Source organism: Mesorhizobium sp. B2-8-5 (assembly GCF_006440675.2).
In the GTDB taxonomy this organism is placed as follows: Bacteria; Pseudomonadota; Alphaproteobacteria; order Rhizobiales; family Rhizobiaceae; genus Mesorhizobium.
Map to the genome: position 1 here is coordinate 5634284 of NZ_CP083951.1, position 24771 is coordinate 5659054.

28 protein-coding genes are annotated in these 24771 nt (G+C 63.4%); 10 read left to right on the forward strand and 18 right to left on the reverse strand.

Annotated elements, in window-relative coordinates; genetic code table 11:
- Window positions 1-38: 38 nt before the first annotated feature.
- On the reverse strand, window positions 39-1172 hold the full coding sequence (locus tag FJ430_RS27880) for a site-specific DNA-methyltransferase (RefSeq protein WP_140657142.1): 1134 nt from the start codon (window positions 1170-1172) through the stop codon (window positions 39-41).
- A 237-nt stretch (window positions 1173-1409) separates the two neighbouring features.
- Here FJ430_RS27880 and FJ430_RS27885 point away from each other — a divergent pair, with 237 nt between their 5' ends.
- Window positions 1410-2099 carry an HAD family hydrolase gene (locus FJ430_RS27885; RefSeq protein WP_140659162.1) on the forward strand — a complete coding sequence of 230 codons (690 nt, stop codon included), beginning with the start codon at window positions 1410-1412 and terminating at the stop codon, window positions 2097-2099.
- Between the two features lies 1 nt (window position 2100).
- Here the strand turns inward: FJ430_RS27885 and FJ430_RS27890 are convergent, their stop codons facing one another.
- Complete coding sequence (locus FJ430_RS27890; protein WP_140705352.1) at window positions 2101-2847, reverse strand: hypothetical protein; 747 nt, start codon at window positions 2845-2847, stop codon at window positions 2101-2103.
- Between the two features lie 128 nt (window positions 2848-2975).
- On the opposite strand from FJ430_RS27890, the gene thrC reads away from it, so the two are divergent.
- The 4 genes from thrC (at window position 2976) to FJ430_RS27910 (ending at window position 9283) form a co-directional block, all read left to right on the forward strand.
- On the forward strand, window positions 2976-4373 hold the full coding sequence (gene thrC / locus FJ430_RS27895; protein WP_140705530.1) for a threonine synthase: 1398 nt from the start codon (window positions 2976-2978) through the stop codon (window positions 4371-4373).
- A 14-nt stretch (window positions 4374-4387) separates the two neighbouring features.
- On the forward strand, window positions 4388-5680 hold the full coding sequence (locus FJ430_RS27900) for a M16 family metallopeptidase (protein ID WP_140705350.1): 1293 nt from the start codon (window positions 4388-4390) through the stop codon (window positions 5678-5680).
- A gap of 115 nt (window positions 5681-5795) precedes the next feature.
- Window positions 5796-6392, forward strand: coding sequence for a GNAT family N-acetyltransferase (locus FJ430_RS27905; protein ID WP_140647297.1), 597 nt, complete (start codon window positions 5796-5798; stop codon window positions 6390-6392).
- A gap of 44 nt (window positions 6393-6436) precedes the next feature.
- Window positions 6437-9283, forward strand: a complete 2847-nt coding sequence (locus tag FJ430_RS27910; protein ID WP_140705348.1) for an EAL domain-containing protein — start codon at window positions 6437-6439, stop codon at window positions 9281-9283.
- Between the two features lie 185 nt (window positions 9284-9468).
- Here the strand turns inward: FJ430_RS27910 and FJ430_RS27915 are convergent, their stop codons facing one another.
- Window positions 9469-10077 carry a YqgE/AlgH family protein gene (locus tag FJ430_RS27915; RefSeq protein ID WP_140647296.1) on the reverse strand — a complete coding sequence of 203 codons (609 nt, stop codon included), beginning with the start codon at window positions 10075-10077 and terminating at the stop codon, window positions 9469-9471.
- Between the two features lie 126 nt (window positions 10078-10203).
- Between FJ430_RS27915 and FJ430_RS27920 the strand changes: the two genes are divergently transcribed.
- The 3 genes from FJ430_RS27920 to FJ430_RS27930 all read left to right on the forward strand — a co-directional run bounded on the left by FJ430_RS27920 (window position 10204) and on the right by FJ430_RS27930 (window position 12286).
- On the forward strand, window positions 10204-11010 hold the full coding sequence (locus tag FJ430_RS27920) for a protein-disulfide reductase DsbD domain-containing protein (RefSeq protein ID WP_140705346.1): 807 nt from the start codon (window positions 10204-10206) through the stop codon (window positions 11008-11010).
- A gap of 195 nt (window positions 11011-11205) precedes the next feature.
- The gene (locus tag FJ430_RS27925) at window positions 11206-11688 is read left to right on the forward strand and encodes a peroxiredoxin (protein ID WP_140705344.1); all 483 of its coding nucleotides are present in this window, start codon (window positions 11206-11208) and stop codon (window positions 11686-11688) included.
- Between the two features lie 121 nt (window positions 11689-11809).
- On the forward strand, window positions 11810-12286 hold the full coding sequence (locus FJ430_RS27930) for a DUF2938 domain-containing protein (RefSeq protein WP_140705342.1): 477 nt from the start codon (window positions 11810-11812) through the stop codon (window positions 12284-12286).
- Between the two features lie 4 nt (window positions 12287-12290).
- Here the strand turns inward: FJ430_RS27930 and FJ430_RS27935 are convergent, their stop codons facing one another.
- The 15 genes from FJ430_RS27935 to coxB all read right to left on the reverse strand — a co-directional run bounded on the left by FJ430_RS27935 (window position 12291) and on the right by coxB (window position 23322).
- Complete coding sequence (locus tag FJ430_RS27935; RefSeq protein WP_319023016.1) at window positions 12291-12551, reverse strand: type II toxin-antitoxin system RelE/ParE family toxin; 261 nt, start codon at window positions 12549-12551, stop codon at window positions 12291-12293.
- A 38-nt stretch (window positions 12552-12589) separates the two neighbouring features.
- The gene (locus FJ430_RS27940; protein WP_140647291.1) at window positions 12590-12871 is read right to left on the reverse strand and encodes a type II toxin-antitoxin system ParD family antitoxin; all 282 of its coding nucleotides are present in this window, start codon (window positions 12869-12871) and stop codon (window positions 12590-12592) included.
- A 92-nt stretch (window positions 12872-12963) separates the two neighbouring features.
- Window positions 12964-13551: a histidine phosphatase family protein gene (locus tag FJ430_RS27945; RefSeq protein WP_140705340.1), complete on the reverse strand. Its 588-nt coding sequence runs from the start codon at window positions 13549-13551 to the stop codon at window positions 12964-12966.
- Window positions 13552-13592: 41 nt separating this feature from the next.
- Window positions 13593-14138, reverse strand: coding sequence for a ribonuclease HI (rnhA, locus tag FJ430_RS27950; protein WP_140705338.1), 546 nt, complete (start codon window positions 14136-14138; stop codon window positions 13593-13595).
- Entirely contained in the window at window positions 14135-15097 is a 963-nt protein-coding gene (locus FJ430_RS27955; protein ID WP_140647288.1) for a homoserine kinase, read from the reverse strand. The genes rnhA and FJ430_RS27955 overlap by 4 nt, the downstream gene beginning before the upstream one ends.
- A 6-nt stretch (window positions 15098-15103) precedes the next feature.
- Complete coding sequence (gene ispH / locus FJ430_RS27960) at window positions 15104-16108, reverse strand: 4-hydroxy-3-methylbut-2-enyl diphosphate reductase (protein ID WP_140705336.1); 1005 nt, start codon at window positions 16106-16108, stop codon at window positions 15104-15106.
- 135 nt (window positions 16109-16243) lie between these two features.
- Window positions 16244-16999 (reverse strand): SURF1 family protein, encoded by a 756-nt coding sequence (locus FJ430_RS27965; protein WP_181175357.1) that lies wholly within the window; start codon window positions 16997-16999, stop codon window positions 16244-16246.
- Window positions 16996-17382, reverse strand: coding sequence for a DUF983 domain-containing protein (locus FJ430_RS27970; RefSeq protein WP_140647286.1), 387 nt, complete (start codon window positions 17380-17382; stop codon window positions 16996-16998). The genes FJ430_RS27965 and FJ430_RS27970 overlap by 4 nt, the downstream gene beginning before the upstream one ends.
- 15 nt (window positions 17383-17397) lie before the next feature.
- The gene (locus tag FJ430_RS27975; protein WP_226892262.1) at window positions 17398-17835 is read right to left on the reverse strand and encodes a L,D-transpeptidase family protein; all 438 of its coding nucleotides are present in this window, start codon (window positions 17833-17835) and stop codon (window positions 17398-17400) included.
- A gap of 193 nt (window positions 17836-18028) precedes the next feature.
- The gene (locus tag FJ430_RS27980; protein ID WP_140647284.1) at window positions 18029-18910 is read right to left on the reverse strand and encodes a cytochrome c oxidase subunit 3; all 882 of its coding nucleotides are present in this window, start codon (window positions 18908-18910) and stop codon (window positions 18029-18031) included.
- Window position 18911: 1 nt separating this feature from the next.
- Entirely contained in the window at window positions 18912-19541 is a 630-nt protein-coding gene (locus FJ430_RS27985; RefSeq protein WP_140705332.1) for a cytochrome c oxidase assembly protein, read from the reverse strand.
- Complete coding sequence (locus FJ430_RS27990; protein ID WP_140647282.1) at window positions 19541-19732, reverse strand: hypothetical protein; 192 nt, start codon at window positions 19730-19732, stop codon at window positions 19541-19543. The genes FJ430_RS27985 and FJ430_RS27990 overlap by 1 nt, the downstream gene beginning before the upstream one ends.
- Complete coding sequence (locus FJ430_RS27995; protein WP_140705330.1) at window positions 19729-20673, reverse strand: heme o synthase; 945 nt, start codon at window positions 20671-20673, stop codon at window positions 19729-19731. Before FJ430_RS27995 ends, FJ430_RS27990 begins: the two co-directional genes overlap by 4 nt.
- A gap of 76 nt (window positions 20674-20749) precedes the next feature.
- Complete coding sequence (gene ctaD / locus FJ430_RS28000; RefSeq protein WP_140647280.1) at window positions 20750-22399, reverse strand: cytochrome c oxidase subunit I; 1650 nt, start codon at window positions 22397-22399, stop codon at window positions 20750-20752.
- Between the two features lie 38 nt (window positions 22400-22437).
- Window positions 22438-23322 (reverse strand): cytochrome c oxidase subunit II, encoded by an 885-nt coding sequence (gene coxB / locus FJ430_RS28005; protein ID WP_140659151.1) that lies wholly within the window; start codon window positions 23320-23322, stop codon window positions 22438-22440.
- Window positions 23323-23650: 328 nt separating this feature from the next.
- Here coxB and FJ430_RS28010 point away from each other — a divergent pair, with 328 nt between their 5' ends.
- Window positions 23651-24190, forward strand: coding sequence for an invasion associated locus B family protein (locus tag FJ430_RS28010; RefSeq protein WP_140705328.1), 540 nt, complete (start codon window positions 23651-23653; stop codon window positions 24188-24190).
- Window positions 24191-24260: 70 nt separating this feature from the next.
- Window positions 24261-24728 carry a YbjN domain-containing protein gene (locus tag FJ430_RS28015; protein ID WP_140705326.1) on the forward strand — a complete coding sequence of 156 codons (468 nt, stop codon included), beginning with the start codon at window positions 24261-24263 and terminating at the stop codon, window positions 24726-24728.
- The last annotated feature ends 43 nt before the right edge of the window (window positions 24729-24771 follow it).

The following is a 24771-nucleotide window of genomic DNA, read 5'->3' on the forward strand; positions in this document are numbered from 1 at the left end:
CGATCCGTTGAGGTGTTGATTCAAGAGGGGCCGGCGGCTCAGGCCCCTGCCCGCTCCATGCCGAGGCGGGCGATGCGGCGCAATTCGTCGATCGGGGTCAGGCCGCCGCTGCGCTCATAGTGCCAGAAGGTCCAGCCGTTGCAGGCATCCAGCCCCTGCACTTCGGCGCCGATCTTGTGGATCGAGCCGGCGCTGTCGCCAATCGCCAGCGTGCCGTCGGCGCGCACTTTCGCCGCCCAGCGCTTCTTGGCGTCGTAAAGCGTGGCGCCCGGCGTCACCAGGCCGTTGTCGATCAGGCTGATGAAGGCGACGCGCGGCTCGGCACGCTTGCCCGAAAGCACGGTGAGATCGGCGTTTTCCAGCGGACGCACCGCGGCGATGCGCTCATTGGCGGCGTCGATATAGGCCTGCTCGCGCTCGATGCCGACAAAGTGGCGGCCAAGGCGCTTGGCGACGGCGCCAGTGGTGCCGGAGCCGAAGAAGGGATCGAGCACGACGTCGCCCGGCTTGGTCGAGGCCATCATGATACGGGCAAGCAGCGCTTCCGGCTTCTGCGTCGGATGCAGCTTGTTGCCGTTCTCGTCCTTCAGCCGCTCGCCGCCGGTGCAGATCGGGAACAGCCAGTCGGAGCGCATCTGCAAATCGTCGTTCGAGGCCTTCAGCGCTTCGTAATTGAAGGTGTAGCCCTTGGCCTTCTGGTCGCGCGAGGCCCAAATCATCGTCTCATGCGCGTTCTGGAAGCGGCGGCCGCGAAAATTCGGCATCGGGTTGGTCTTGCGCCAGACGATGTCGTTGAGAATCCAGAAGCCGAGATCCTGCATGCGGGCGCCGACGCGGAAGATGTTGTGATAGGAGCCGATGACCCAGATGGTGCCGCTGGGCTTCAGCACGCGGCGCGCCGCGAGCAGCCAGGCGCGGGTGAAGGCGTCATAGGCCTCGAAACTCTCGAATTGGTCCCAGTCGTCGTCGACGGCGTCGACCTTGGACTGGTCGGGCCGGCGCAGGTCGCCGTCGAGCTGCAGATTGTAGGGTGGGTCGGCGAAGATGATGTCGACCGACTTTTCCGGCAACTTGTCCAGCGCGGCGACGCAGTCGCCCTTCAGGATCGTGTCCAGCCATTCGGACTGCTGGGGAGCTTGGGAAAGCTCGTCGATAAGACGCACGGCAGACATCAAAACACCCAAAAGAACGCGTTACGGTTTACTGGCTGTTATGGTTACCGATCAGCGTAAACATTCGGTGAAGGCTCGCCGCCCGGCCCACGCGGTTTGCGCAGGCCGGCGCATTGGTGTATGCCGCGCCGCCTAGATCAAAGAAATAGAGCATGATGTCGTCCGAAAACCGCTCCACACTTTTCGGCGTCACGCTCTAAGCCAATAGGCCTTTTCCCCAACGTTTCCCGGATTGCCATGCCCCAGCCAGATCTTGTCATTTTCGATTGCGACGGGGTGCTCGTCGATTCCGAAATCATCGCCGCGCGGGTCGAGGCCGAGCTTCTGACGTCGGCCGGATTCGAGATTTCGGCCGAGGAGCTTGCCGAGACCTATGCCGGTCTCACCTTCAAGGACATCATGCTGCGGGTCGAGGAGAAGTCGCAGATTCCGTTCCAGGCCTCGCTGATCGACCGCGCCGAGGAACTGGTCGACCGCAAGCTGCGCGCAGACGTGCGCATCATCGAGGGTGCCCGCGAGGCGGTAGCCGCAGTCACCGCGCCGCGCGCCGTCTGCTCCAATTCGCGCACCGAACGGGTCGAATTCATGCTGGAGAAGGTGCGGCTGCTGCCGTTCTTCGCCGGCCGCATCTTTTCGGGGCTGGACATTCCCAGCAAGAAGACCAAGCCGGCGCCGGACGTGTTCCTCTACGCCGCCGAGCAACTCGGCGCCAACCCGAAGAACACTTTCGTCATCGAGGATTCCGTGCATGGCATCGCCGGCGCCAGGGCGGCGGGCATGCGCGTCATCGGCTTCACCGGCGCGGGACACAGCTATCCGGGCCATGCCGATGCGCTGACCGAGGCCGGCGCCGAGACGGTCATCCGGCGCTGGGCGGAACTGAACGGCACCATCGCCGCGCTGTCGGAGTGGTCCGAGGACGCCTAGGCTAGTTCGTGGCCGGAGCGCGCTTCTTCCTCTTGCCCTTGGACTTTTCGGCGGCCGTAGCCGGCGTGTTCTCGTCATAGCCGGCATAGGCCTGATAGTCGCGCGCGGAAGGCTCCGGCACCACGACATTGCTGTCGACGAAGACGAACTGGGTAGCGGCCGAAGGGTCGGTGACCTGCACCTGGTACTGATGCAGCTGCGAATAAAGCACCTCGTCGCCCCGCTGAACCGCGATGCGGATCGGCATGGTGACGGTGCCGGGTGTGAAGACTGGCCCCGGCACGACCTTGCCGGCGACGGCGATCTTCATCGACATCTGGCCGTTGGCATGGGTGCAATCGCGTGTCACGTCGGTGATCGAGGCCTGGTAGATGACCTTCGACGGATCGTGATTGGGGTCGATCGGCTGGCCGTTTGGTCCGGTCTGGGCGGCCGCGGCGGCTGCCTCGGCCTCGGCTTCCGCCGCGGGATCAAGCTTTTTTTTCTTCGGCTTCGCCGCGGTGCCCTTGGCGTAGGTGTTGAAATAGGCGGTGCCGTCGCGCAGCGTCACTTTCGGGCAATAGGCGCGCAGCTGGCTGGCGAGGATCTTGGGATCCGGCGGCGGTGGCGGCGCGGTCGGATCCGTTTTCTTGCCGAAACCGAGGTCCAGGATGCCATTGTCGCTCGATTGGCAGCCGGCGGCGGCAAGCATAAAGCCGGTGAGCGCCAGACCCGCGACAAAACGACGGTTGACCGAATAAAACGCCATGAAACTGCACTTCCCTCTCACAAAGCCGGTGACGTATAGCAACCGCGCGGCAAAAATGCGACTGAGCCGGCTCGGAAAATTAACCAATTGCCGTGGATGACGCGACCGGCAACAATGGGCCTTTGAAGATGCAATATGTGAGTACCCGCGGGGATGCGCCCGCGCTTGGATTTTCCGACGCGGTGCTGGCCGGCCTGGCGCGCGACGGCGGGCTTTACGTGCCGCGCGAGTGGCCGCAATTTTCGGCCGCCGAGATCCGCGCCATGCGCGGGCTTGCCTATCCCGACCTTGCCATTCGCGTGCTGACGCCGTTCCTCGGCGGCGAGATCGCGACGCCCGTCTTCGAGCGGCTGGTGCGGGAGGCTTATGCGACCTTCCGGCATGAGGCCGTCTGCCCGCTGGTGCAGACCGGGAAAAACACCTTCATCCTCGAGCTGTTCCACGGCCCGACGCTGGCCTTCAAGGACGTGGCGATGCAGTTGCTGGCGCGACTGATGGACCATGCGCTTGCCGAACGCGGCCAGCGCGCCACCATCGTCGGCGCGACCTCTGGCGACACCGGGGGTGCCGCGATCGACGCCTTTGCCGGCCGAGACCGCACCGACATCTTCATCCTTTTCCCGCACGGCAAGGTCTCGCCGGTGCAGCAGCGGCAGATGACGACGTCGAGCGCGGCAAACGTCCATGCGCTGTCGGTCGAAGGCAATTTCGACGATTGCCAGGGCCTGGTGAAGGACATGTTCAACGACCACGCCTTTCGCGACCGGGTGTCGCTGTCGGGCGTCAATTCGATCAACTGGGCCCGCATCATGGCCCAGATCGTCTATTATTTCTCGTCGGCCCTGTCGCTTGGCGCGCCGGACCGGCCGGTTTCCTTCACCGTGCCGACCGGCAATTTTGGCGATATTTTCGCCGGTTACGCCGCCAAGCGCATGGGCTTGCCGATCGAGCGGCTGATCATCGCCACCAACGACAACGACATCCTGGCGCGTACATTGGCGAGCGGCGAATACCGCACCAAGGGCGTGTTCGCCACGACCTCGCCGTCGATGGACATCCAGGTGTCTTCGAATTTCGAGCGGCTGCTGTTCGAGGCGGCCGGTCGCGACGCCGAGACGGTCAGGCGCTACATGAACGGCCTGAAGCAGTCGGGCGCCTTCACCATCGAGGAAGGCCAACTCAAGCGCATCCGCGCCGAATTCGACGCCGGCCGCGCCAGCGTCGACGAGGTCGCCGCCACTATCCGCGCGACGCTGGAGGCGAGCAACTACCTGCTCGATCCGCACACGGCCGCCGCCGTTCATGTCGCGGCCGCCCACGCCTCCGGTCCGGTGCCCATGGTGGTGCTCGGCACCGCGCATCCGGCGAAATTCCCGGCAGCGGTCGAGGCAGCGAGCGGCGTCACCCCTGCCCTGCCCGCATGGCTAGGCGGCTTGATGACAGCCGACGAAAAATACACGATACTTCCATCCGACTTGAAAATGGTGGAAGATTATGTGAACCGCCACTCGCGGGCGGCGCGTTAGGGAGTACTTGCCATATGGGTGTTGAGGTAAGCCGTCTGTCGAACGGCCTGACAGTCGCCACCGAAACCCTTCCAAGCATCGAATCGGTTGCCCTCGGGGCCTGGGTCAAGTCAGGCGCCCGCAACGAGCGCGACGAAGAGCATGGCATGGCCCATCTGCTCGAGCACATGGCGTTCAAGGGCACCAAGCGCCGCAGCGCCTTCGAGATCGCCTCGGAAATCGAGAATGTCGGCGGCGAGATCAACGCCGCCACCAGCGTCGAGACGACGTCCTACTATGCAAGAGTGTTGTCCGGCGACGTGCCGCTGGCGGTCGATATCCTGGCCGACATCCTGCAGGAGTCCGAATTCGATCCGGAAGAACTGGAGCGCGAGCAGCATGTGATCCTGCAGGAGATCGGCGCCGCGCACGACACGCCCGACGACATCGTCTTCGACCGCTTCACCGAAACGGCCTTCCGCCACCAGACCATCGGCCGCTCGATCCTGGGCACGCCTGAGACGGTCAAATCCTTCACTTCCAAGCAACTGCACGACTTCATCGAACGGCAATATGACGCCGAGCGGATGGTCATTGTGGCCGCCGGCGACGTCAAGCACGACAATTTCGTGCGCGAGGTCGAGAAGCGGCTCGGCGGCTTCCGCGCCAAGGCGGCCGGCAACATCCCGCAATACGCGCAATATGTCGGCGGCGACTTCCGCGAGGATCGCGACCTGATGGATGCGCAGATCGTGCTCGGCTTCGAGGGCCGCGCCTATCATGTACGCGATTTCTACGCCTCGCAGGTGCTGTCGATGATCCTGGGCGGCGGCATGTCGTCGAGGCTGTTCCAGGAGGTGCGCGAAAAGCGCGGCCTCTGCTACTCGGTCTATGCCTTCCACTGGGGTTTTTCCGACACCGGCATCTTCGGCGTGCATGCCGCGACCGGCCAGAGCGACATCGCCAAGCTGGTGCCGGTGATCATCGGCGAGTTGCAGAAGGCCGGCGAAAGCATCCTGCAGGAAGAACTCGACCGGGCCCGGGCGCAATACCGCGCCGGCCTCATCATGTCGGCCGAAAGCCCGGCCAGCCGGGCCTCGCAGATCGCAAGGCAATTGCTGTTGTTCGGACGGCCGATCGCCAAGGAGGAATTGATGGAACGGCTTTCGGCGCTGACCGTCGAGCGGCTGACCGACCTCTCCTCGCGGCTGTTCTCGACCAAGCCGACGCTTACCGCAGTCGGCCCTGTGGGCACGCTTGCGCCCTACGAGGCGATCCTCGAATCGCTTGCGGGCCCGCAGACGACGGCCCGCCGGCTCGCCGTCTGACCCTAAGCAGGTTCCGCAAAAGTGTCCCATTTTGCGATCAGAGCCTGCGAAAAACCAGGGAATCTAAGCAGATATTCGTGGGGCATCCCACGAATATCTGCTTAGAACAAGCGCCGTGTTCGCGCTCCCTTTCTTTCGCCGTGACCTGCCGGCACTGAAGGGCGACAAGGTCACGCTGCGCGTGCCCTTGACCAACGACTACCGCGAATGGGCGGCGGTGCGCGGCGAAAGCCGCGCCTTCCTCGAACCCTGGGAGCCGCGCTGGCAGCCGGACGAGCTCGACCGCACCGCGTGGCGCCTGCGCATCAGCCGCTACCGTGAGGATTACGCGCAAGGCACGGCGATCGCCTTCTTCATCTTCGAGAAATCGAGCGGCAAGCTTGCCGGCGGCATCACGCTCGGCAACATCCGCCATGGCGTCGCCCAGAGCGGCCATATCGGCTACTGGATCGGCGAACGATTCGGCGGCCGCGGCCTGATGACCGATGCGGTCAAGCTCGTCTCGCGCTTCGCCTTCGATACGCTGCGGTTGCACCGGATCGAAGCTGCCTGTATTCCCGAAAACGCCCGGTCGATCCGCGTGCTTGAAAAAGCCGGATTCCGGCGCGAAGGACTTCTGCGATCCTATCTCAGGATCAACGGCATCTGGCAGGATCACTACCTCTACGCCCGGATCGCGGACGATCCGCCGGGCGATGGAACGAAGGGCTGACTGTGACGAATTTTCCGCGATTAGCGTCGCTGTTCGCCCTCCTCATGACGGTCGTCGTCACGCTTTTTTCGGCCATGCCGGCTTTCGCCGTCGAACCGATCAAGATCGCGCGCGACGACAAGGCGCTGGACCTGTCCGGCGCCGTCGAGATCTACCGGAACCAGGGTGAGAATTTCCAGGTCTCGACCGCGCCCGGCCCCGACGGCATCGTGCGGCGCATCGAGGTGGAGGCCAATGACGCGCGCTCGAGCGGCGACTGGGCCGTGTTCGCGCTCGCCAACACCACCGACCAGCAGCTCGACCGGCTGATCGTCGCGCCGCACTTCCGCCTGGTGAATTCCGGCATCTTCTGGCCCGACCTCGGCTCGACCCGCATCGCCGCGATCACGCCCAGCGAGGGTTTCGCGCTCGACCGCCAGACAAGCCCGGACGCCGACGTGTTCCGGGTGACGCTGAACCCCGGAACGGTGGTGACCTTCATCGCCGAGCTCGCCTCGCCGAAACTGCCGCAGGTCTATCTCTGGGAACCGGACTCCTACAAGGACTCGGTCAATTCCTACACGCTGTTCCGCGGCATCGTCATCGGCATTTCGGGGCTTCTTGCGCTGTTCCTGACGATCCTGTTCGTGGTCAAGGGAACCTCGATGTTCCCGGCGACCGCGGCGCTCGCCTGGGCGGTGCTGGCCTATATCTGCGTCGACTTCGGCTTCCTCAACAAGATCATCGAGATATCGCCCGGCAACGAGCAGATATGGCGGGCCGGCACGGAGGTGGCGCTGGCCGCAACCTTCGTGGTGTTCCTGTTCGCCTATCTCAACCTCAACCGCTGGCACGGCCATTTCAGCTATGGCGCGCTGGTCTGGATCTTCGGACTGCTGTTAATCGCGGGCGTGGCCATAGTCGATCCGGCGGTCGCCGCCGGCATTGCCCGCATCTCGTTCGCCGCCACCGCGCTCACGGGTCTCGGCCTCATCATCTTCCTCGGCATTCGCGGCTATGACCGCGCGATCATGCTGGTGCCGAGCTGGGTGATGGTGCTCCTATGGCTATGCGGGTCGTGGATGGCGATCACCGGCATGCTGGACAACGACATCGCCCAGCCGGCGCTGGGCGGCGGGCTGATCCTGATCATCCTCTTGATCGGCTTCACCGTCATGCAGCACGCCTTTGCCGGCGGCGCGCTGCACCAGGGCCTGTTCTCCGACCTCGAGCGGCAGGCGCTCGCCGTCGCCGGCTCGGGCGACATCGTCTGGGACTGGGATGTGCTGCGCGACCGGGTGGTGACCAAGCCGGACATCAGCCTGCAGCTCGGCCTTGCGCCCAACAGCCTTGGGGGTGCGGCGCGCAACTGGCTGCCGGTGCTGCATGCCGACGACCGCGACACGTTCCGCACCACGCTCGACGTGGTGCTGGAGCATCGCCGCGGCAAGGTGGCGCAGAACTTCCGCCTGCGCGGCGCCGACGGCCACTACCACTGGTTCTCGCTGCGCGCCCGACCGGTTATCGGCTCCGACGGCGAGGTGATCCGCTGCGTCGGCACCATGGTCGACGTCACCGAACAGAAGAAATCCGAGGAAAGGCTGTTGCACGATGCCGTGCACGACAACCTGACCGGCCTACCGAACCGCGAACTGTTCATGAACCGGCTGGAGGCGATCATCTCGATCGCCCGCACCGAGGAGAAGGTGCGCCCCACGGTCTTCATCATCGACATCGACCGCTTTAAGCAAGTCAATGACGGTCTCGGAATTTCGGCCGGCGACACCATTCTGCTCACCGTCGCGCGCCGGCTGCACCGGCTCTTGAAGCCGAAGGATTCGCTGTCGCGCTTTGCCGGCGACCAGTTCGCGCTGATGCTGCTTTCGGAGCAGGACCCTGCCCGCATCGCGGCAATCGCCGACGCCATCAAACACGCAATCAACAACCCGATCACCTTCGCCAAGCGCGAGATCGTGCTGACCGCCTCGATCGGCCTGATCACCTGGACGACGGCGCAGACCTCGGCCGAGGACATGGTCAAGGACGCCGAGCTTGCCATGCACCAGGCCAAGCGCTTCGGCGGCGACAGGATCGAACCGTTCCGGCCCGCCTTCCGCACCGTCGGGACCGACCGGCTGCAATTCGAATCCGACCTTCGCCGCGCCATCGAGCGGCGCGAGTTCACGCTTGCCTACCAGCCGATCGTGCGGCTGGAGGACGGCAGCGTTGCCGGCTTCGAGGCGCTGCTTCGGTGGGACCACCCGCGCCGCGGCATGATCCCGCCGGGGGACTTCATCCCGGTGGCCGAGAATTGCGGGCTGATCGTGCAGCTCGGCCTGTTCGCCATGCAGCAGGCGGCCGAAGACCTGGCCTCCTGGCAGAAGCAGATCGGCGACGCGCCGCTCTCGGTCTCGGTCAATTTGTCGAGCCGCCAGCTCATCCGCCGCGACCTCGTCAGCGACGTCCGCTCCGTCATCGCGCGTGCCAATCTGAAGCCGCGCTGCTTCCGGCTGGAACTCACCGAATCGCTGGTGATGGACAATCCCGAGCAGACGGCGCATGTGCTGAGCAAGCTGAAGCAGCTCGGCATCGGGCTGTCGCTCGACGATTTCGGCACCGGCTATTCCTCGCTTTCCTATCTGACACGCTTCCCCTTCGACACGATCAAGATCGACAAGAGCTTCGTCGACGACGCCACGCCGAAGCGCGCGGTGCTGCTCAAATCCATGGTCAACATGGCGCATGAGCTCGGGCTTTCGGTCGTGGCGGAAGGCATTTCGGACGAAAGCGACGCGCTGGAGCTGCGCCAGATGGGCTGCGAATATGTCCAGAGCTTCATGTTCGGCGCGCCGATGCCCGGCGACCAGGTGCTGAAGACGCTGAAGGAGCAGTATCCGCTGACGCAGGCTTAAAAGCGCGTCGCGCTGAAGCGGATTCAGGCGACGCGCTTTAAGGCTTGTTTTCATGCATGTCGTTATCGCAAAACCGCTACACACTTTTGCGCGACATGCATTAGAGGCCCATCGCTCGTCATCCTCGGGCTTGACCCGAGGATGACGAAGTCGCGAGCGTTCCTGCCAACCGCGAGCGTTGGGCTTCAGGCGTGTCCCGCGGCGGCGCTGAGATGGGCAAGGTCGATACCGATCGAGGCAAGGATACGGCCGTATTTGCGCTCGATGTCGGTGTCGAAGAGAAGCTCGGGCGTCGCCGGACAGGTGAGCCAGCCGTTCTCGGCGATCTCCGTTTCGAGCTGGCCGGCGCCCCAGCCGGAATAGCCGAGCGCCATCAGCGCATGGCGCGGGCCACGGCCGGTCGAGATGGCACGCAGGATATCGACGGTTGCCGTCAGGCAGACGTCGTCGGAGACGTTGAGCGAGGATTCCACGCGATAGTCGCCCGAATGCAGCACGAAGCCGCGGCTGCGGTCGACGGGTCCGCCGTTGCGCACGACGAAATCGCGCGTATGCGCCGGCAGGCGGATCGCTTCCTGCTCGTTCATGATGCCGAGCTGCACAAGCAGGTCCGGAAACAGCATCTGCTGCGTCTGGTTGATGATCAGGCCCATCGCGCCCTCGTCGCTGTGGGCGCAGATGTAGATGACGGAGCGCGCGAAACGGTCGTCCTTCATGCCAGGCATGGCAATCAGGAACTGGTCGTCGAGAAAACCGCGTCCGGCGGTCGACTTCTTGTGGCGCAGCAAGTCCATGGCTTGAGCGTAACGCGTTTCGGCTGCGCCGAAAAGATGGTGCCAGTCCCCGATGTAACGCAAATATGATACCGGGAGAGCGATGAAGTCATTGCGCGGCCAAGAACGGACGGTCAAATCACCGCCATGCGATACGTGAAAATACTGGTTCTCGGCGTCGTTTTCGGGTGGGCTGCAAGCCTCCCGGCAGAGGCCTCCTCCTCAATCTGGTACAACAGTGAAGGCGGCAAGGTTCGGCTGGTGACCACCGGCAAGCCCGACGAGGCCGGCAAGATCCACGGGGTGCTCGACATCGCGCTGAAGCCCGGCTGGAAGACTTATTGGCGCGATCCGGGCGACGCCGGCGTGCCGCCGCAGCTCGACATATCCGGCAGCACCAACATCTCAGACGCCCAATTGTCGTTCCCGCCGCCGCAGCGGCATGACGACGGCTACGGCAAATGGGCCGGCTACGACCGTCCGGTGTCGCTGCCGGTGACCTTCACGCTGTCTTCGCCCGACCAGCCGGCGACCATCGACGCCCATGTCTTCCTGGGCATCTGCGAGACGATCTGCATTCCGGTGCAGACCCGGCTCAGCGTCGATCCTGGGGCCGATCCCGACAACGCCACCGACGCCGCATTGGTGAAAACCGCGCTCGCGACGTTGCCCTCTCCGGCCCGGTCCGATTTCGGCGTCAGCGTGCTGCCCGGCGACCACGAAACCCTTGTCGTCCAGGCGCAGTCGCCAGGCAATCCGGAATCCGTCGACTTCTTCATCGCCGGCGAGCGGGACTACATGTTCGGCGCGCCGGTGCGCAGCGAGAAGGACGGCAAGCTCGTCTTCACCGTGCCGATCCTCGACCGGCCGTCGGCGACGCCGACCGATGGTGGGCTCTATTACACGCTGACCAGTGCCGAGGGTTCGGTGGACGGGCTGCTGCCTTTCCCTTGATCCAGCGCCTCTTTAAGCAGCAATTCCCGACGGAAAACCGCTACACACTTTTCCTGGACTTGCTCTTTGAGCCGCAATTCCGGACGGAAAACCGCTACACACTTTTCCTGGACTTGCTGTGAGAGGTTGCTGGCCGCCGCGCAGTCCGATATCGAAGGCGTCAGTCCTTCCCATCTCCCCCAAGCGAGGCTCCCCATGACCATTTCGGTTGGCGAAAAACTGCCCGACGTGACCTTCAAGACGATGACCGCTGATGGCGCGAAGGATATAAAGGGCAAAGAGATCTTCGCCGGCAAGAAGGTCGTGCTGTTCGGCGTCCCCGGCGCTTTCACGCCGACCTGCAGCAACAACCATTTGCCGGGCTATCTGGAAAACCATGACGCCATTCTTGCGCGCGGCGTCGACACGATCGCCGTCGTCTCGGTCAACGACGTGCATGTCATGGGCGCCTGGGCGCGTTTCACCGGCGGCGAAGGCAAGATCCTCTACCTCGCCGACGGCAGCGGCGATTTCGCCAAGTCGGTAGGGCTCGACAACGACCTTTCCGCAGCCGGCATGGGTCTGCGCTCCAAGCGGTTTTCGATGATCGTCGACGACGGCAAGGTCGCCGCGATCAACGTCGAAACCAAGCCGGGCGTCGACGAGAGCGGCGCGGCAAAAATCCTCGAGCAGCTCTAGATCAGGGTGACGTTTCGTTGACCCGCCATCCTGATCTCACTCTTTGTTGGAGCATGATCTTGTCCGAAAACCGGTTCCCACTTTTTGCGTGCGCTGACCTCCGGTTCGGGATCATGCTCTGATGCTCGACACAATCTGGCGCGCGGTGGCGATCGGCATCGGCGCCACGGTATTCATGGATATCTGGGCGATCATCCTCAACAAGGCGATCGGCCAGCCTTTGCCCAATTGGGGCATGGTCGGGCGCTGGGTTCGGCATCTGCCCGAAAAGGTTTTCCATGACGATATCGGCAAGGCCGCGCCCTATGCGCGTGAAAAGGCGCTGGGCTGGGTTTTTCACTACCTGGTCGGCATCCTTTACGGCGTAATCCTTGTGGCGTTGGCGGGCGCGGGCTGGCTGGCGACGCCGACCTTCCTGCCGGCCTTCATCCTCGGCATCGTCACCGTCGGGGCCGGCTGGTTCCTGCTGGCGCCCGGCATGGGCGCCGGCTGGGCGGCATCCAAGCTCCCCAATCCGACGAAGGTGCGCGCGCTCAACCTCGTGGCGCACACGGTGTTCGCGCTCGGCATGTTCTCGACGGCGCTGCTGATACGGTGATTGGTCAGAAGAGACGGTTCAAATCCCTGCGACCGTCGACAACGCGTACGATCTCCACCAAATCGACCGGACCGCTGTCCGTATCTGGGACCGTTTCGTAAAGGAGCAAAAACGGAGCCGCGACAAGCATTCGCGCCGAAGGGCGAATGTCGGGGCGTCTGACGCCCATGCGTGGCTGATCCACGAGTTGTGCAACTCGATCCTCGATCCATTCGTAGTAGTGGTCCGCTGCCTTTAAGTTCTCGGCGCCTATAGTGGTATAGATCGATCAGGTCGGCTTTTGCCGTTGGCGACCAGACTATCCTAACGACCATTTGGTGAAGCGTCCTTCAGCTTCTGCCGCGCTTCCCTTCGCAAGGTATCGAAGTCCAAAGTCTCCGGTTTTCCGCTTGCCTTCCCTTCGTCCCACAAGCGCTGAAGCCGCCGCACATCCTCTTTCCGAAGTTCGCGCTTGGCCAACCAGTCCCGCATCGCTTCGCGCACGATTTCGCTGGCTGTCGCGTATTCGCCAGCTTCCACAGCTTCGCGCATGACGGCCGCCTGTTGCGTCGTGACGGCTACGCTTAACTTTTCCACGTTTGGCATGGGGTGCTATCCTTGCTCTATGGTAGTAAATAATACTCCCTTTTCGGAGATGCAATCAATGGTGCTGCTGCTTCTCTGAGTTCAGCCGACAATCAGAGGCTCCGCGCTGCTGGCCAGTCGATCGGCAGCCAACCATGGATCAAGCGGCGTGAGCTGATATCCCAGGCGAAGTAATTGCCGCCGCCTGCCGGCTGATCCGCCTCGCGGCTGATTTCTTGTCCACTGAGATGGAGGAGCAACAGCGTTCCGACGCCGCCATGGCCGACGAAGGCGATGTCGGCTTCACCGGTCGTAAGCGCCGCTTCGACCTCGCTGACGATCCGGCCCTGCGCATCGATAGCCCGTTCCCAGCCTCGGATGCTCTCGTGCGGCCTAGCGAAGAACCGATCGGCGACCGCTTCGAATTCCGGCGGCGGCAGGAAGCCGGTTGCCGACCGGTCGTTCTCGTGCATCCGCTCGCGCACCTCGACCGCAAGATGAAGACGTTCCGCCAGGATTTCCGCGGTTTCGATCGCCTTGCGTTCGGCGGACGACACGATGCGGCCGATCGAGCCGACCCAGGGCTGGTCGAGCATGGCGACCGCCCTCGCTCGGCCGACGTCGGACAATCTCCATCCAGGCACCGGAACGTCGGCGTCGATGCGCACCTGCGGGTGTGTGATGTAATAGGCTATCGGCACGACATGCTTCTCCGGTCAGAGTGCAAGCTAGCCCGCCGAAATCAATAGCTCTGTGTGGAACGACGTGCCCTTGGGGTTGCCGGCTGCCTTGCCGGTGTGGCCGGTTTCGGCGCCGCTGCCGGCTTCGGCGTTGCAGACACTGACGAGCCCTTCTTGAACGGCGCCATGCCTTCGCGCGCGAGTTCGTCGGCGCGTTCGTTTTCGGAATGGCCGGCATGGCCCCTGACCCAGTTCCAGGTCACCTTGTGGCGGCGGTTGGCTGCGTCGAGCGCTTGCCATAGTTCGCCGTTCTTCACCGGCTTCTTGTCGGCGGTCCTCCAGCCGTTTTTCTTCCAGCCATGGATCCATTTGGAAATACCGTCCATGACGTATTTGCTGTCGGTGTAGAGATCGACTGTGCAAGGCTCCTTCAGCGCATCGAGCGCGGTGATGGCGGCAAGCAGCTCCATGCGGTTGTTGGTGGTCTCGGCTTCGCCGCCCGACAATTCCCTGGTAACGCCATTGAAGCGCAGGATCGCGCCCCAGCCGCCCGGCCCCGGGTTGCCGGAGCAGGCACCGTCGGTGAAGATTTCAACGTGCTTGCTCATGTCAGCCCGTATTCGGAAGGAGATCGGATCGCGCGGTGAAAGCGCATGCGGCGGATATATTCGGTCGGATCGCGCTTCATCACCAGCCCGCCATCCGGAATGGTCAGCCAGTCATAGAGGCGGGTCAGCATGAAGCGCAGCGCCGAGCCGCGCGCCAGCATCGGCAGCGCCGCCTGCTCGTCACCCTGAAGCGGCCGCACCGACTGGTAGCCGGCCAGCAGCGCCGTCCCCTTGGTCAGGTTGAAGGAAAAATCCTTCTCGAAGCACCAGGCGTTGAGGCAGGTGGCGACATCATAGGCGTAGAGGTCGTCGCAGGCGAAATAGAAGTCGATCAGCCCGGACAGCTTCTCGCCGAGAAAGAAGACATTGTCCGGGAACAGATCGGCGTGGATGATGCCCCGCGGCAGGCCGGTCGGCCAGTTGCGCTCGAAATCGCCAAAGTCGGCATCGACCTCGGCCGCCAGGCCCGGCTCGACCTCGTCGGCGCGGTCGCGCGAGGCCGTCCAGAGCTTGCGCCAGCCGTCGATCGCCAGCGCGTTCGGCCGTCTCATCTGAAAATCCTGGCCGGCAAGATGGAGGCTGGCGAGCGCCTTGCCGACTTCCGCGCAATGCGCGGCCGTCGGCCGCCGCAACGACAGGCCTTCGAGGAAGGTGATGATGACGGCGGGCCGGCCGGCGAGCGTGCCGATGACGGTGCCGTCATCGGCGGTGACCGGCAGCGGGCAGGAAATGCCCTTCCTGGCGAGATGGCCCATCAGGCCGAGAAAGAACGGCAGGTCGGCCTTGTCGACGCGCTTTTCGTAGAGGGTCAGGATGTAGGAGCCGGTCGAGGCGTGGACCAGGAAATTGGAATTCTCGGTGCCTTCGGCGATGCCCTTGTAGGAGAGCAATTCGCCCACCGGATAGGCTTTGAGGAACGCGCTGAGTTCGTTCTCGTTGACGTCGGTGTAGACGGCCATCCGGTTTCACGCCGCTCCATTGACGAAGGCCATGTCGGCCGCCGTCAGTTCGACATCGCGCAAAACCCGCATCACCGGAAAATCCTCCGTTTCCGTGGCCGTGATGGCCAGATCGATGGTGACGTCGAAACGCTGGCGGAACGCGTCGATGATCTCATCGACGATGATCTCCGGCGCCGAGGCACCGGCCGACAGGCCGAGCGTCCTGATCCCGGCGATCTCATCCCACGGAATTTCGGCGGCGCGCTGCACGAGAAGCGACATCGTGGCACCCGCGCGCTCCGCCACTTCGACAAGGCGACGCGAATTGGACGAATTGGGAGCGCCGACGATAAGGAAAAGATCGGCTCCCGCCGCCGTCTTCTTCACCGCTTCCTGGCGGTTGGTGGTGGCGTAGCAGATCGATTCGGCCGCGGCCGCGTGCAATTCGGGAAACCGCTCCTGGAGCGCCCGGATGATGCCGGCGGTGTCCTCGACCGACAAGGTTGTCTGGGTGACGAAGCCAAGGGCCGAAGCGTCGATCGGAACGAAGCGCGCCGCATCGGCCTCGGTCTCGATCAGCGTCACGGCGCCTTCCGGCAACTGGCCCATCGTGCCGATCACTTCGGGGTGCCCGGCGTGGCCGATCAAAAGCACATGGCGACCGAGCCGCTGGTGGCGCATCGCCTGCTTGTGCACCTTGGAGACGAGCGGGCACGTGGCATCGAGATAGAAAAGGTTGCGCGCCTCGGCATCCGCCGGCACCGATTTCGGCACGCCATGCGCGGAAAAGACCACCGGCGACTGGCGATGCTCCGGCGGAATCTCGGACAGTTCCTCGATGAAGACCGCGCCCAGGCTCTGCAGCCCTTCGACGACGTAACGGTTGTGCACGATCTCGTGGCGGACATAGACCGGCGCGCCGTATTTCTTCAGCGCCAGCACGACGATCTGGATGGCACGGTCGACGCCGGCGCAAAAGCCGCGTGGCTGGCAGAGCCTGATCGTCAGCGGTGGCTTTTTCTCAGTCATTAAAACGGGCCGGTTTGGTCGGAATCGATCTCTTTGTTTTGACGCGATTCCGGACGGAAAGCCGCTCACACTTTTCCTGGAATTGCTCAAGGCGAAATGAGGTGCACATCCCTGTCCTGTCAAGAGCAGGAGGCTTCACGCTTCATTCGCTGGGCGGCGAAGCCTGAGGATCAGCACCGCCGCAAGGGCGGCGGCCAAGCCATACCAGGTGACCGCGTATTGCAGGTGGTTGTTCGGCAGGTCGATGATGGTGACGCCTCCGACCGGCAGGCCGCCAGGGTTCGGCGTCTTGTCGGCATCGATGAAGAACGGCACCAGCACGAACCCCGCCGGCAGGCCGGCGGTCGCCGCCATGACGTCGCGGTCCTTCCAGTAGAAGATGTTCTTGGCGACGTCATTGTCGGGAAGCATCATCGACGGTTTTCCGGGCAGCGGATTGCGGGCAAGCCCGGTCAGGGTCACCTTGCCGGCAATTTCGCCCTGTCGGCGCTTGGAAGGATCCTTGAGATCGTAGGGAACGAAGCCGCGGTTGACGAGCACGAAGCGGCCATCCTCGAGCTGCAGGGGCGTGTAGACGTTGAAGCCGCTGTCGCCTTGCCAGGTGGAAAAGAAGTGCCGCTCGCCCTGGTGCAGGAAAGTGCCGGTCACCGTCACCGGCGTGTAATCGACATCATGGGAAGTGGCGAATTCCTTCTCGACGTCCGCTAGAGCCAGCGGTGCGGAATGCGTGCGCTTATCGATGGTTGCGAGCAGGCCTTCCTTCCAATGCAGGCGCTGGACCTGCCAGGTGCCGAGCCCGATCAGGACGGCGAACAGGACAAGGCCGAGGCCAAGCAGCAACGCCGTGCGGGGCCGTGAACGGCCGGCAACCAAACTGATCGTCTCGCTCATTCGTTGGAATCCAGCCTGCCCTCGGAGGCTCTCTTCGAATACTGCAAGGTGATCAGCACGCCCTTGATCAGGCGCAGCGCCGTCAGGCACAGCACCAGCGCCAGCGGTATCCACAACATGAAGTGCAGCCAGAGCGGCGGACTGAACGTCACCTCCATCCACAATGCGAGGCCGACGACGACGAAGCCGATGATCAGGATGACGAACACCGCCGGTCCGTCGCCCGCATCGGCGAAGGAATAGTCGAGCCCGCAATTGTAGCAGCGCTTGCCGACGGTGAGGAAACTCGAGAACAGCTTGCCTTCGCCGCAGCGCGGGCAGCGGCCATGCAGGCCGGCCGAGATCGGATCTATGGGTGGCCAGATCGCCTTGTCTTCACTCATTTTGGAGATCTTCGCTCATTTCATGATCTCGATCGGTGTGCCGTCGGCCACCCTTGTCCAGATTTCATCCATATCGGGGTTCGTAACTGCAATACAGCCGTCGGTCCAGTCGACCATTTGAAGCAGCCTGCCCAGCCAGCCGAAACCGTTCGGCTGGCCGTGGATCATGATGAGGCCGCCTGGATCGACGCCCAGCGCTTTCGCCGCCACCTTATCGTCGGCATTTGGATAGGAGATATGGATCGACCTGTGCGCGACGCTGTTGGGATTGCGCCAGTCGAGCACATAGCGCCCCTCCGGCGTTCGCCCGTCACCCTCGCGGTGCTTGTGGCCGACCGGATCGCCGCCGAGCGCGATGCTGTAGCGGCGCAGGATTTGGCCGCCGCCGATCAGTTGCAACTGCCGTTGCGATTTCTCGACACGCACCAGATCGACCGTCTGTCCGGGCCACATACCCCTGTCGAGCAGTGAGCCTGTGATGATCAGATACGCGCAGATGGCCAAGGGAATTTTCGCCCACATGACCTACCGATGGCCGGCCATTGCGCCGAAAAGAAGAAGGCGGCCACGTCGCCGCGGCCGCCTTCAAAACTCCTGAAAACAAATTCCGGAAAAATCGCTACGCGCTTTCCCGGATTGCTTTTTATCAGTGGCCTTCGATCAGCGCGCCGTTCGAGGCCCAGACATAGATCGCGCTGAACAGGAACAGCCAGACCACGTCGACGAAGTGCCAGTACCAGGCGGCCGCCTCGAAGCCGAAATGCTGCTTCGGCGTGAAGTCGCCGCGCATCGCACGCACCAGGCAGACGAGCAGGAAGATGGTGCCGATGATGACATGGAAGCCGTGGAAGCCGGTCGCCATGAAGAAGGTGGCGCCGTAGATCGAATCCTTGAACGCGAACGGGGCGTGCATGTACTCGTAGGCCTGCACCATGGTGAACAGCATGCCGAGGCCGACGGTCAGCACCAGGCCGTTGATCAGACCCTTGCGGTCGCCATGGAGCAGCGCGTGATGCGCCCAGGTCACCGTCGTGCCCGACAGAAGCAGGATGATGGTGTTGTAGAGCGGCAGGTGGAAGGGATCGAGAACCTCCAACCCCTTCGGCGGCCAGACGCCGCCGGTGAAGGCGGCGCGGGCATATTGCGAGGCTTCGCCCGGGAACAGGCTGGCGTCGAAAAAGGCCCAGAACCAAGCGACGAAGAACATCACCTCCGAGGCGATGAACATGATCATGCCGTAGCGCAGGTGCAGAGACACGACGCGCGTGTGATGACCCTCATGCGCTTCCTTGATGGTGTCCGACCACCAGGCGAACATCGTGTAGAGCACGATGATCAGGCCGATGAAGAACAGCCATGGATTGGCGATGTTGTGGCCGAAGACCGGGAAGTTGCCGGCCTTCAGATACTGCATCAGGCAGACGCCGCCGATGGCGGTGACCAGCGCGCCGATGGATCCCAGGAAAGGCCACGGGCTCGGGTTGACGAGATGGTAGTCGTGTTGTGGTTTTGCGTGCGCGTCTGCCATATCAACCCCCGAGGCTTGCGTCGGAATCTGGAACTTTGTTGCTGCTGCCAGCGGCCGGCGCCGACGAGGCGACCGGCTGTTTCTTTTCGACCGGGAACATCGTGTAGGACAGGGTGATCGTCTTCAAGTCCTTGAGTTCCGGCACGTTGACGATGTCTGGATCGACATAGAACACGACCGGCATGTCCAGCGTCTCGCCGGGCTTCAGCGTCGTGTCGGTGAAGCAGAAGCACTCCACCTTGTTGAAATAGGCACCGGCCATTTCCGGCTGCACGTTAAACGAGGCGCGGCCGGTGATGGTGCGGTCGAATTTGTTGGTGGCGCTGTAATGCGCCTGCGCCGTCGCGCCGATCTTGATCGTCACCGAGCGGGCGACAGGCTCGAACCGCCACGGAATGCCGTTGGTGTTGGCGTCGAAGCGGATGGTTATGTCGCGGTCGAGCACGCGGCCGGCATATTGCTTTTCGGCGCGCTGCGTGGTGCCGCCATAGCCGGTGACCTGGCAGAACATCTTGTAGAGCGGCACCGCCGCGTAGGCCATGCCGACCATGCCGGTGAAGAAGGCGAGGCAGACGGCGGCGACGATGCCGTTGTTCACCTTGCGGGGCTTGCTGCCGGTCTCGCCGCCCATCAGCCGCCTCCCAACAGGCCGGAGCCGGTGATGCTGGCCCCGGTGTGGCCGAAGCGCACGATGGTGGCGGCATAGAAGATGACGACCAATGCCGCCAGCGCGACGCCGATGGCGATCGAGCGGTTGCGGCGCGCCTTCTGCTGGCGTTCGGTCAGCGTGACCAGTTCGAGTTTCTTGTCGGCCACGATCATACTCCCCCCATCATAAGGGCGCGCCCGACCACGCAGTCGACGAGATAGGCGGCAAAGATCGCGAAGAGATAGAGCAGAGAGTAGCCGAACAGGGCCTTGGCCGGCTTCATCGCGCGGTCGTCGTCGGCCATGGCAAGCACTTTCCAGGCATACCAGACGAAGCCCGCGCCGAGGACCGCCGAGACGACCCCATAGCCGGCCGTGGTGTAGCCGAGCGCCCAGGGCAGCACGCCGACCGGCGCCAGGATCAGCGCATAGGCAAAGATCTGCCGACGGGTCGAGGCCTGGCCAGCGACATTCGGCATCATCGGGATGCCCGCGCGGGCATAGTCGTCGGACTTGAACAGCGCCAGCGCCCAGAAATGCGGCGGCGTCCACAGGAAGATGATCAGGAACAGGATCACGCTTTCGAGGCTGACCGAGCCGGTCACCGCGGCCCAGCCGATCACCGGCGGGATGGCGCCGGCGGCACCGCCGATGACGATGTTCTGCGGCGTCCGGCGCTTCAGCCACATGGTGTAGACGACGGCATAGAAGAAGATGGTGAAGGCGAGAAGCGCGGCCGACAGCCAGTTGACCAGCACGCCCAGCGTCATCACCGACAGCACCGACAGGACCAGGCCGAAGCTCAACGCCTCTCCCGGCGTGACGCGGCCGGCCGGCACCGGGCGGCCGGCGGTTCTGGTCATCACCGCGTCGATGTCGGCGTCGTACCACATATTGAGCGCGCCGGAGGCGCCGGCGCCGATAGCAATGGCCAGGATGGCGATCATCGCCAGCAGCGGGTTGATGGCGACGGGCGCCGCGACCAAGCCGACAAAGGCCGTGAAGACGACCAGCGACATCACGCGCGGCTTCAACAGGGCGAAGAAATCGGCTGCGGTCGCTTCCGACATGCGAAAACCCGCTTCCTCCATCAATCTGTCTTCGGCAAGGGCCATGCGTACTTAAAGTCCATCATTCCGTTGGCCAAGACCGCCGGACAAGCCGGCGGCCTCGTGTGCGTCGGGACGCTGCTTACTTGATCTTCGGCAGCTGTTCCCACTGGTGGAACGGCGGCGGCGAAGGCAGCTGCCATTCGAGCGTGGTGGCACCCTCGCCCCACGGATTGGCGCCGGCGACGCGCTTCTTCTGGAAGGCCTCGAACACGCCGTAGAGGAAGATCGCAACACCGACGGCCGAGATGTAGGAGCCGTAGGACGAGACCATGTTCCAGCCGGCGAAGGCATCCGGATAGTCGACGGTACGGCGCGGCATGCCGGCGAGGCCGAGGAAGTGCTGCGGGAAGAAGATCAGGTTGACGCCGACGAAGGTCACCCAGAAGTGGGTGTTGGCGATCACCGGCGAGTACATGTAGCCGGTCATCTTCGGGAACCAGTAGTACCAGCCGGCGAAGATCGCGAACACCGCGCCCAGCGACAGCACGTAGTGGAAGTGGGCGATCACGAAATAGGTGTCGTGCAGCGAGCGGTCGAGGCCGGCATTGGCCAGTTGAACGCCGGTGACGCCACCGATGGTGAAAAGGAAGATGAAGCCCAGCGCCCACAGCATCGGCGGCTTGAAGGAGATCGAGCCGCCCCACATGGTGGCGATCCAGGAGAAGATCTTCACGCCGGTCGGCACCGCGATGACCATGGTGGCGAACACGAAGTAACGCTGCGTGTCGAGCGACAGTCCGGTCGTATACATGTGGTGCGCCCACACGATGAAGCCGACGGCGCCGATCGCGACCATGGCGTAGGCCATGCCGAGATAACCGAACACCGGCTTCTTCGAGAAGGTCGAGACGATATGGCTGACGATGCCGAAGCCCGGCAGGATCAGGATGTACACCTCGGGATGGCCGAAGAACCAGAACAGGTGCTGGAAGAGGATCGGGTCACCGCCATTGTCCGGCACGAAGAAGGAGGTGCCGAAATTACGGTCGGTGAGCAGCATGGTGATGGCGCCCGCCAGGACCGGCAGCGAGAGCAGCAGCAGGAAGGCGGTGATCAGCACCGCCCAGGCGAACAGCGGCATCTTGTGCAGCGTCATGCCGGGAGCGCGCATGTTGAAGATGGTGGTGATGAAGTTGATCGCGCCGAGGATCGACGACGCGCCGGCGATGTGGATCGACAGGATCGCGAGGTCCATCGCGGGGCCGGGCTGGCCGGAGGTCGAGAGCGGCGGATAGATCGTCCAGCCGCCGCCGACACCGAAGGCGCCCGGCGCGCTCGGCACGAACATCGAGGAGAGCAAGAGGATGAAGGCCGGCGGCAGCAGCCAGAAGGAAATGTTGTTCATGCGCGGGAAGGCCATGTCCGGCGCGCCGATCATGATCGGCACCATCCAGTTGGCGAAGCCGCCTATCAGCGCGGGCATGACCATGAAGAAGATCATGATCAGGCCGTGCGCGGCGCCGAAGGCGTTGTACATGCTCTTGCCGCCGTCGATGGCGGCGTCGCCCTGCATGCCATAGACCATCTGCGCCAGGCCGCTGAAGATCTGGATGCCCGGCTCCTGCAGCTCCATGCGGATGGCGACCGAGAGCGCGCCGCCGATGATGCCGGCAATGATCGCGAAGATCAGGTAGAGCGTGCCGATGTCCTTGTGGTTGGTCGAGTAGACCCAGCGGACCCAGCCATGCGGCCTGTGGTCGCCGTGATCGTGAGCTGCAGCCTCTGCCATGTTCCGCTCCGTTCCCTAAATCTTGCTAACCCGCGGCATCAGTTGCCGGCGGCCGCTACCTTGTTGGTACCATCGATCTCGGCCATCAGCGCCTTGTTGGCAGCCGGCACGTCGGTCTTGGCCGTATCAAGCCAGGTCTTGAACTGCGCGTCGGACACGACGCGGACGGCGATCGGCATGAAGGCATGGTCCTTACCGCAGAGCTGCGAGCACTGGCCGTAGTAGAGGCCTTCCTTCTCCGCCTTGAACCAGGTCTCGTTGGTGCGGCCGGGCACGGCGTCCATCTTGATGCCGAAGGACGGCACGGCGAAGGAGTGGATGACGTCGGTGGCGGTGATCAGCACGCGGGTCAAGGTGTTGACCGGTACGACAAGCTCGTTGTCGACCGCGAGCAGGCGCGGATAGAGGCCGCGATCTTCCTTGCCGGCCTTGGCGCGGTCGGCATCCTGGAGAACCGCCGAGTTGAAGGAGAAGGTCTTGTCGACCTGGTATTCATAATCCCAGTTCCACTGGTTGCCGGTCGCCTTGACGGTGAGCTTGGCTTCTTCCGGCGGGGTGTATTGCGCGGTGAGCAGTTGGAAGGAGGGAATGGCGATAAGCAGAAGCACGATCACCGGCCCGACCGTCCAGATCACTTCGATCAGCGTGTTGTGGCTGGTCTTGGACGGCACCGGATTGACGCTGGCGCGGAACTTGACGATGCAAACCAGCAACAGCAGCAGAACGAGGATGGTGATCGGGACGATGAACCACATGGTGTAGTTCCCGAACCGCTCGATCTGCCGCATCATGTCGGTGGCCGGAGCCTGGAAGGTCATCTCCCATGGCCGCGGCTGGTCGGCACGGGCCGCCGCGCTGGAGAAGAGCACGGCCGAAGCTGCCGCACCTGCCAAGAATTCAGCGCTTGCCAGGAATTTCCTCATCGCCCTCTCGTCTCCCACTTCCCGCGATCCGATCGCACCAATAATCGACGATGCCGGGATTGGGAATCCCGGTCTGTCCCTAGGGTGGTTCAAACCATACTCTATTTCCCTCCGCAAGGAAGGAGCGGAGGAAACCGTGCGGCATTTTTGCGCGCAAGCCGAAGGCCGTGTTCGGCGCTCGCCGCGCTATATGCGCCACGGTCGCAATTCGGGCGAATTTGCTTTGGAAAAGCATGGAATTGCCGGTATCGGGGCGGACCGGCGGCGGTCTCGTCCTTTACTTGGCCCCGGCGCGGCTTAAAGTGCCGTGATTCGCAATGGAGCCGTTATGACTTCCTGGCTTTCGAGAACCCTGGCGAAGGTCGTCCTTGCCCTCGCCTTGCTCGGTGTCGGCGTAGCCGTTGGCGCCGCTGCCTCGCCGAACAACGCCACGCCGCCGAGCGGCACGGTGAAGTCGACGCATGGCGCGTGGTCGATCATCTGCGATACGCCTGCAGGCGCTACCTCCGAGCAATGCGTGATGATGCAGAACGTCGTCGCCGAGGACCGCCCTGAAATGGGGCTTTCGGTCGTGGTGCTGCGCACCGCCGATAACAAGGCCGAGATCCTGCGCGTGCTGGCGCCGCTCGGCGTGCTGCTTCCCAACGGCCTCGGTCTCAATGTCGATGGCAAGGATATCGGCCGCGCCTATTTCGTGCGCTGCTTCCAGGATGGCTGCTATGCCGAGGTGATCCTCGAAAAGCCGCTGCTCGACACGCTGAAGAGCGGCACCTCGGCCACCTTCATCGTCTTCCAGACGCCCGAGGAAGGCATCGGCATTCCCGTCGACCTCAAGGGCTTTGCGGAAGGCTTCGCCGCCCTACCTTGATCTTCTTGCCCGTGCGCCGCTCCTGACGCTGAGGTCGGTGGCGAATGCGCATTTGGCGGCAGGAGGCTCAATGCGCGCGAATTTATCCGCTTTCATTGCCGGTCTGGCGCTGATTGGCACGGTTTCGGCCGTACGGGCCGAGGATGCCGAAATCCTTCAGACGCCCGACCCTGCGGCGATCCTCGACATCGCCAAGGGCTTCGGCTCGGCCAGGATGGACAAGGACGACAATGGCGATCCGATGCTTTCCGGCCGGATCGAGGGCGTCAAATACGTGATCTATTTCTATGGCTGCGAGGATCACGAGAACTGCAAGTCGCTGCAATTCTCGACCGGCTACACCGACCCGCTGACCGCCGACCAGGCCAATGTCTGGAACGCGAAATACCGCTGGGTAAAGGCCTATGCCGGCGACGGTTCGAATTTCAGGATGGATGTCAGCTTCGCCGGCGGCATCACCAGGGCCAATCTCGAGGAGCAGTTTTCCAACTGGAACGCGATGGCCGCCAACATCAAGGACTTCGTCAACGGCAAGTGATGGCGGGGTAATCGCCGACTTGGCCTTGTTGACGATTGTGCGA

Coding starts and splice junctions, on each gene's coding strand:
- FJ430_RS27880 (WP_140657142.1), bottom strand. CDS start 1,172: ATGTCTGCCGTGCGTCTTATCGACGAGCTTTCCCAAGCTCCCCAGCAG.
- FJ430_RS27885 (WP_140659162.1), top strand. CDS start 1,410: ATGCCCCAGCCAGATCTTGTCATTTTCGATTGCGACGGGGTGCTCGTC.
- FJ430_RS27890 (WP_140705352.1), bottom strand. CDS start 2,847: ATGGCGTTTTATTCGGTCAACCGTCGTTTTGTCGCGGGTCTGGCGCTC.
- thrC (WP_140705530.1), top strand. CDS start 2,976: ATGCAATATGTGAGTACCCGCGGGGATGCGCCCGCGCTTGGATTTTCC.
- FJ430_RS27900 (WP_140705350.1), top strand. CDS start 4,388: ATGGGTGTTGAGGTAAGCCGTCTGTCGAACGGCCTGACAGTCGCCACC.
- FJ430_RS27910 (WP_140705348.1), top strand. CDS start 6,437: ATGACGGTCGTCGTCACGCTTTTTTCGGCCATGCCGGCTTTCGCCGTC.
- FJ430_RS27915 (WP_140647296.1), bottom strand. CDS start 10,077: ATGGACTTGCTGCGCCACAAGAAGTCGACCGCCGGACGCGGTTTTCTC.
- FJ430_RS27920 (WP_140705346.1), top strand. CDS start 10,204: ATGCGATACGTGAAAATACTGGTTCTCGGCGTCGTTTTCGGGTGGGCT.
- FJ430_RS27925 (WP_140705344.1), top strand. CDS start 11,206: ATGACCATTTCGGTTGGCGAAAAACTGCCCGACGTGACCTTCAAGACG.
- FJ430_RS27930 (WP_140705342.1), top strand. CDS start 11,810: ATGCTCGACACAATCTGGCGCGCGGTGGCGATCGGCATCGGCGCCACG.
- FJ430_RS27940 (WP_140647291.1), bottom strand. CDS start 12,871: ATGCCAAACGTGGAAAAGTTAAGCGTAGCCGTCACGACGCAACAGGCG.
- rnhA (WP_140705338.1), bottom strand. CDS start 14,138: ATGAGCAAGCACGTTGAAATCTTCACCGACGGTGCCTGCTCCGGCAAC.
- FJ430_RS27955 (WP_140647288.1), bottom strand. CDS start 15,097: ATGGCCGTCTACACCGACGTCAACGAGAACGAACTCAGCGCGTTCCTC.
- ispH (WP_140705336.1), bottom strand. CDS start 16,108: ATGACTGAGAAAAAGCCACCGCTGACGATCAGGCTCTGCCAGCCACGC.
- FJ430_RS27965 (WP_181175357.1), bottom strand. CDS start 16,999: ATGAGCGAGACGATCAGTTTGGTTGCCGGCCGTTCACGGCCCCGCACG.
- FJ430_RS27970 (WP_140647286.1), bottom strand. CDS start 17,382: ATGAGTGAAGACAAGGCGATCTGGCCACCCATAGATCCGATCTCGGCC.
- FJ430_RS27975 (WP_226892262.1), bottom strand. CDS start 17,835: ATGTGGCCCGGACAGACGGTCGATCTGGTGCGTGTCGAGAAATCGCAA.
- FJ430_RS27980 (WP_140647284.1), bottom strand. CDS start 18,910: ATGGCAGACGCGCACGCAAAACCACAACACGACTACCATCTCGTCAAC.
- FJ430_RS27985 (WP_140705332.1), bottom strand. CDS start 19,541: ATGGGCGGCGAGACCGGCAGCAAGCCCCGCAAGGTGAACAACGGCATC.
- FJ430_RS27990 (WP_140647282.1), bottom strand. CDS start 19,732: ATGATCGTGGCCGACAAGAAACTCGAACTGGTCACGCTGACCGAACGC.
- FJ430_RS27995 (WP_140705330.1), bottom strand. CDS start 20,673: ATGGCCCTTGCCGAAGACAGATTGATGGAGGAAGCGGGTTTTCGCATG.
- ctaD (WP_140647280.1), bottom strand. CDS start 22,399: ATGGCAGAGGCTGCAGCTCACGATCACGGCGACCACAGGCCGCATGGC.
- coxB (WP_140659151.1), bottom strand. CDS start 23,322: ATGAGGAAATTCCTGGCAAGCGCTGAATTCTTGGCAGGTGCGGCAGCT.
- FJ430_RS28010 (WP_140705328.1), top strand. CDS start 23,651: ATGACTTCCTGGCTTTCGAGAACCCTGGCGAAGGTCGTCCTTGCCCTC.
- FJ430_RS28015 (WP_140705326.1), top strand. CDS start 24,261: ATGCGCGCGAATTTATCCGCTTTCATTGCCGGTCTGGCGCTGATTGGC.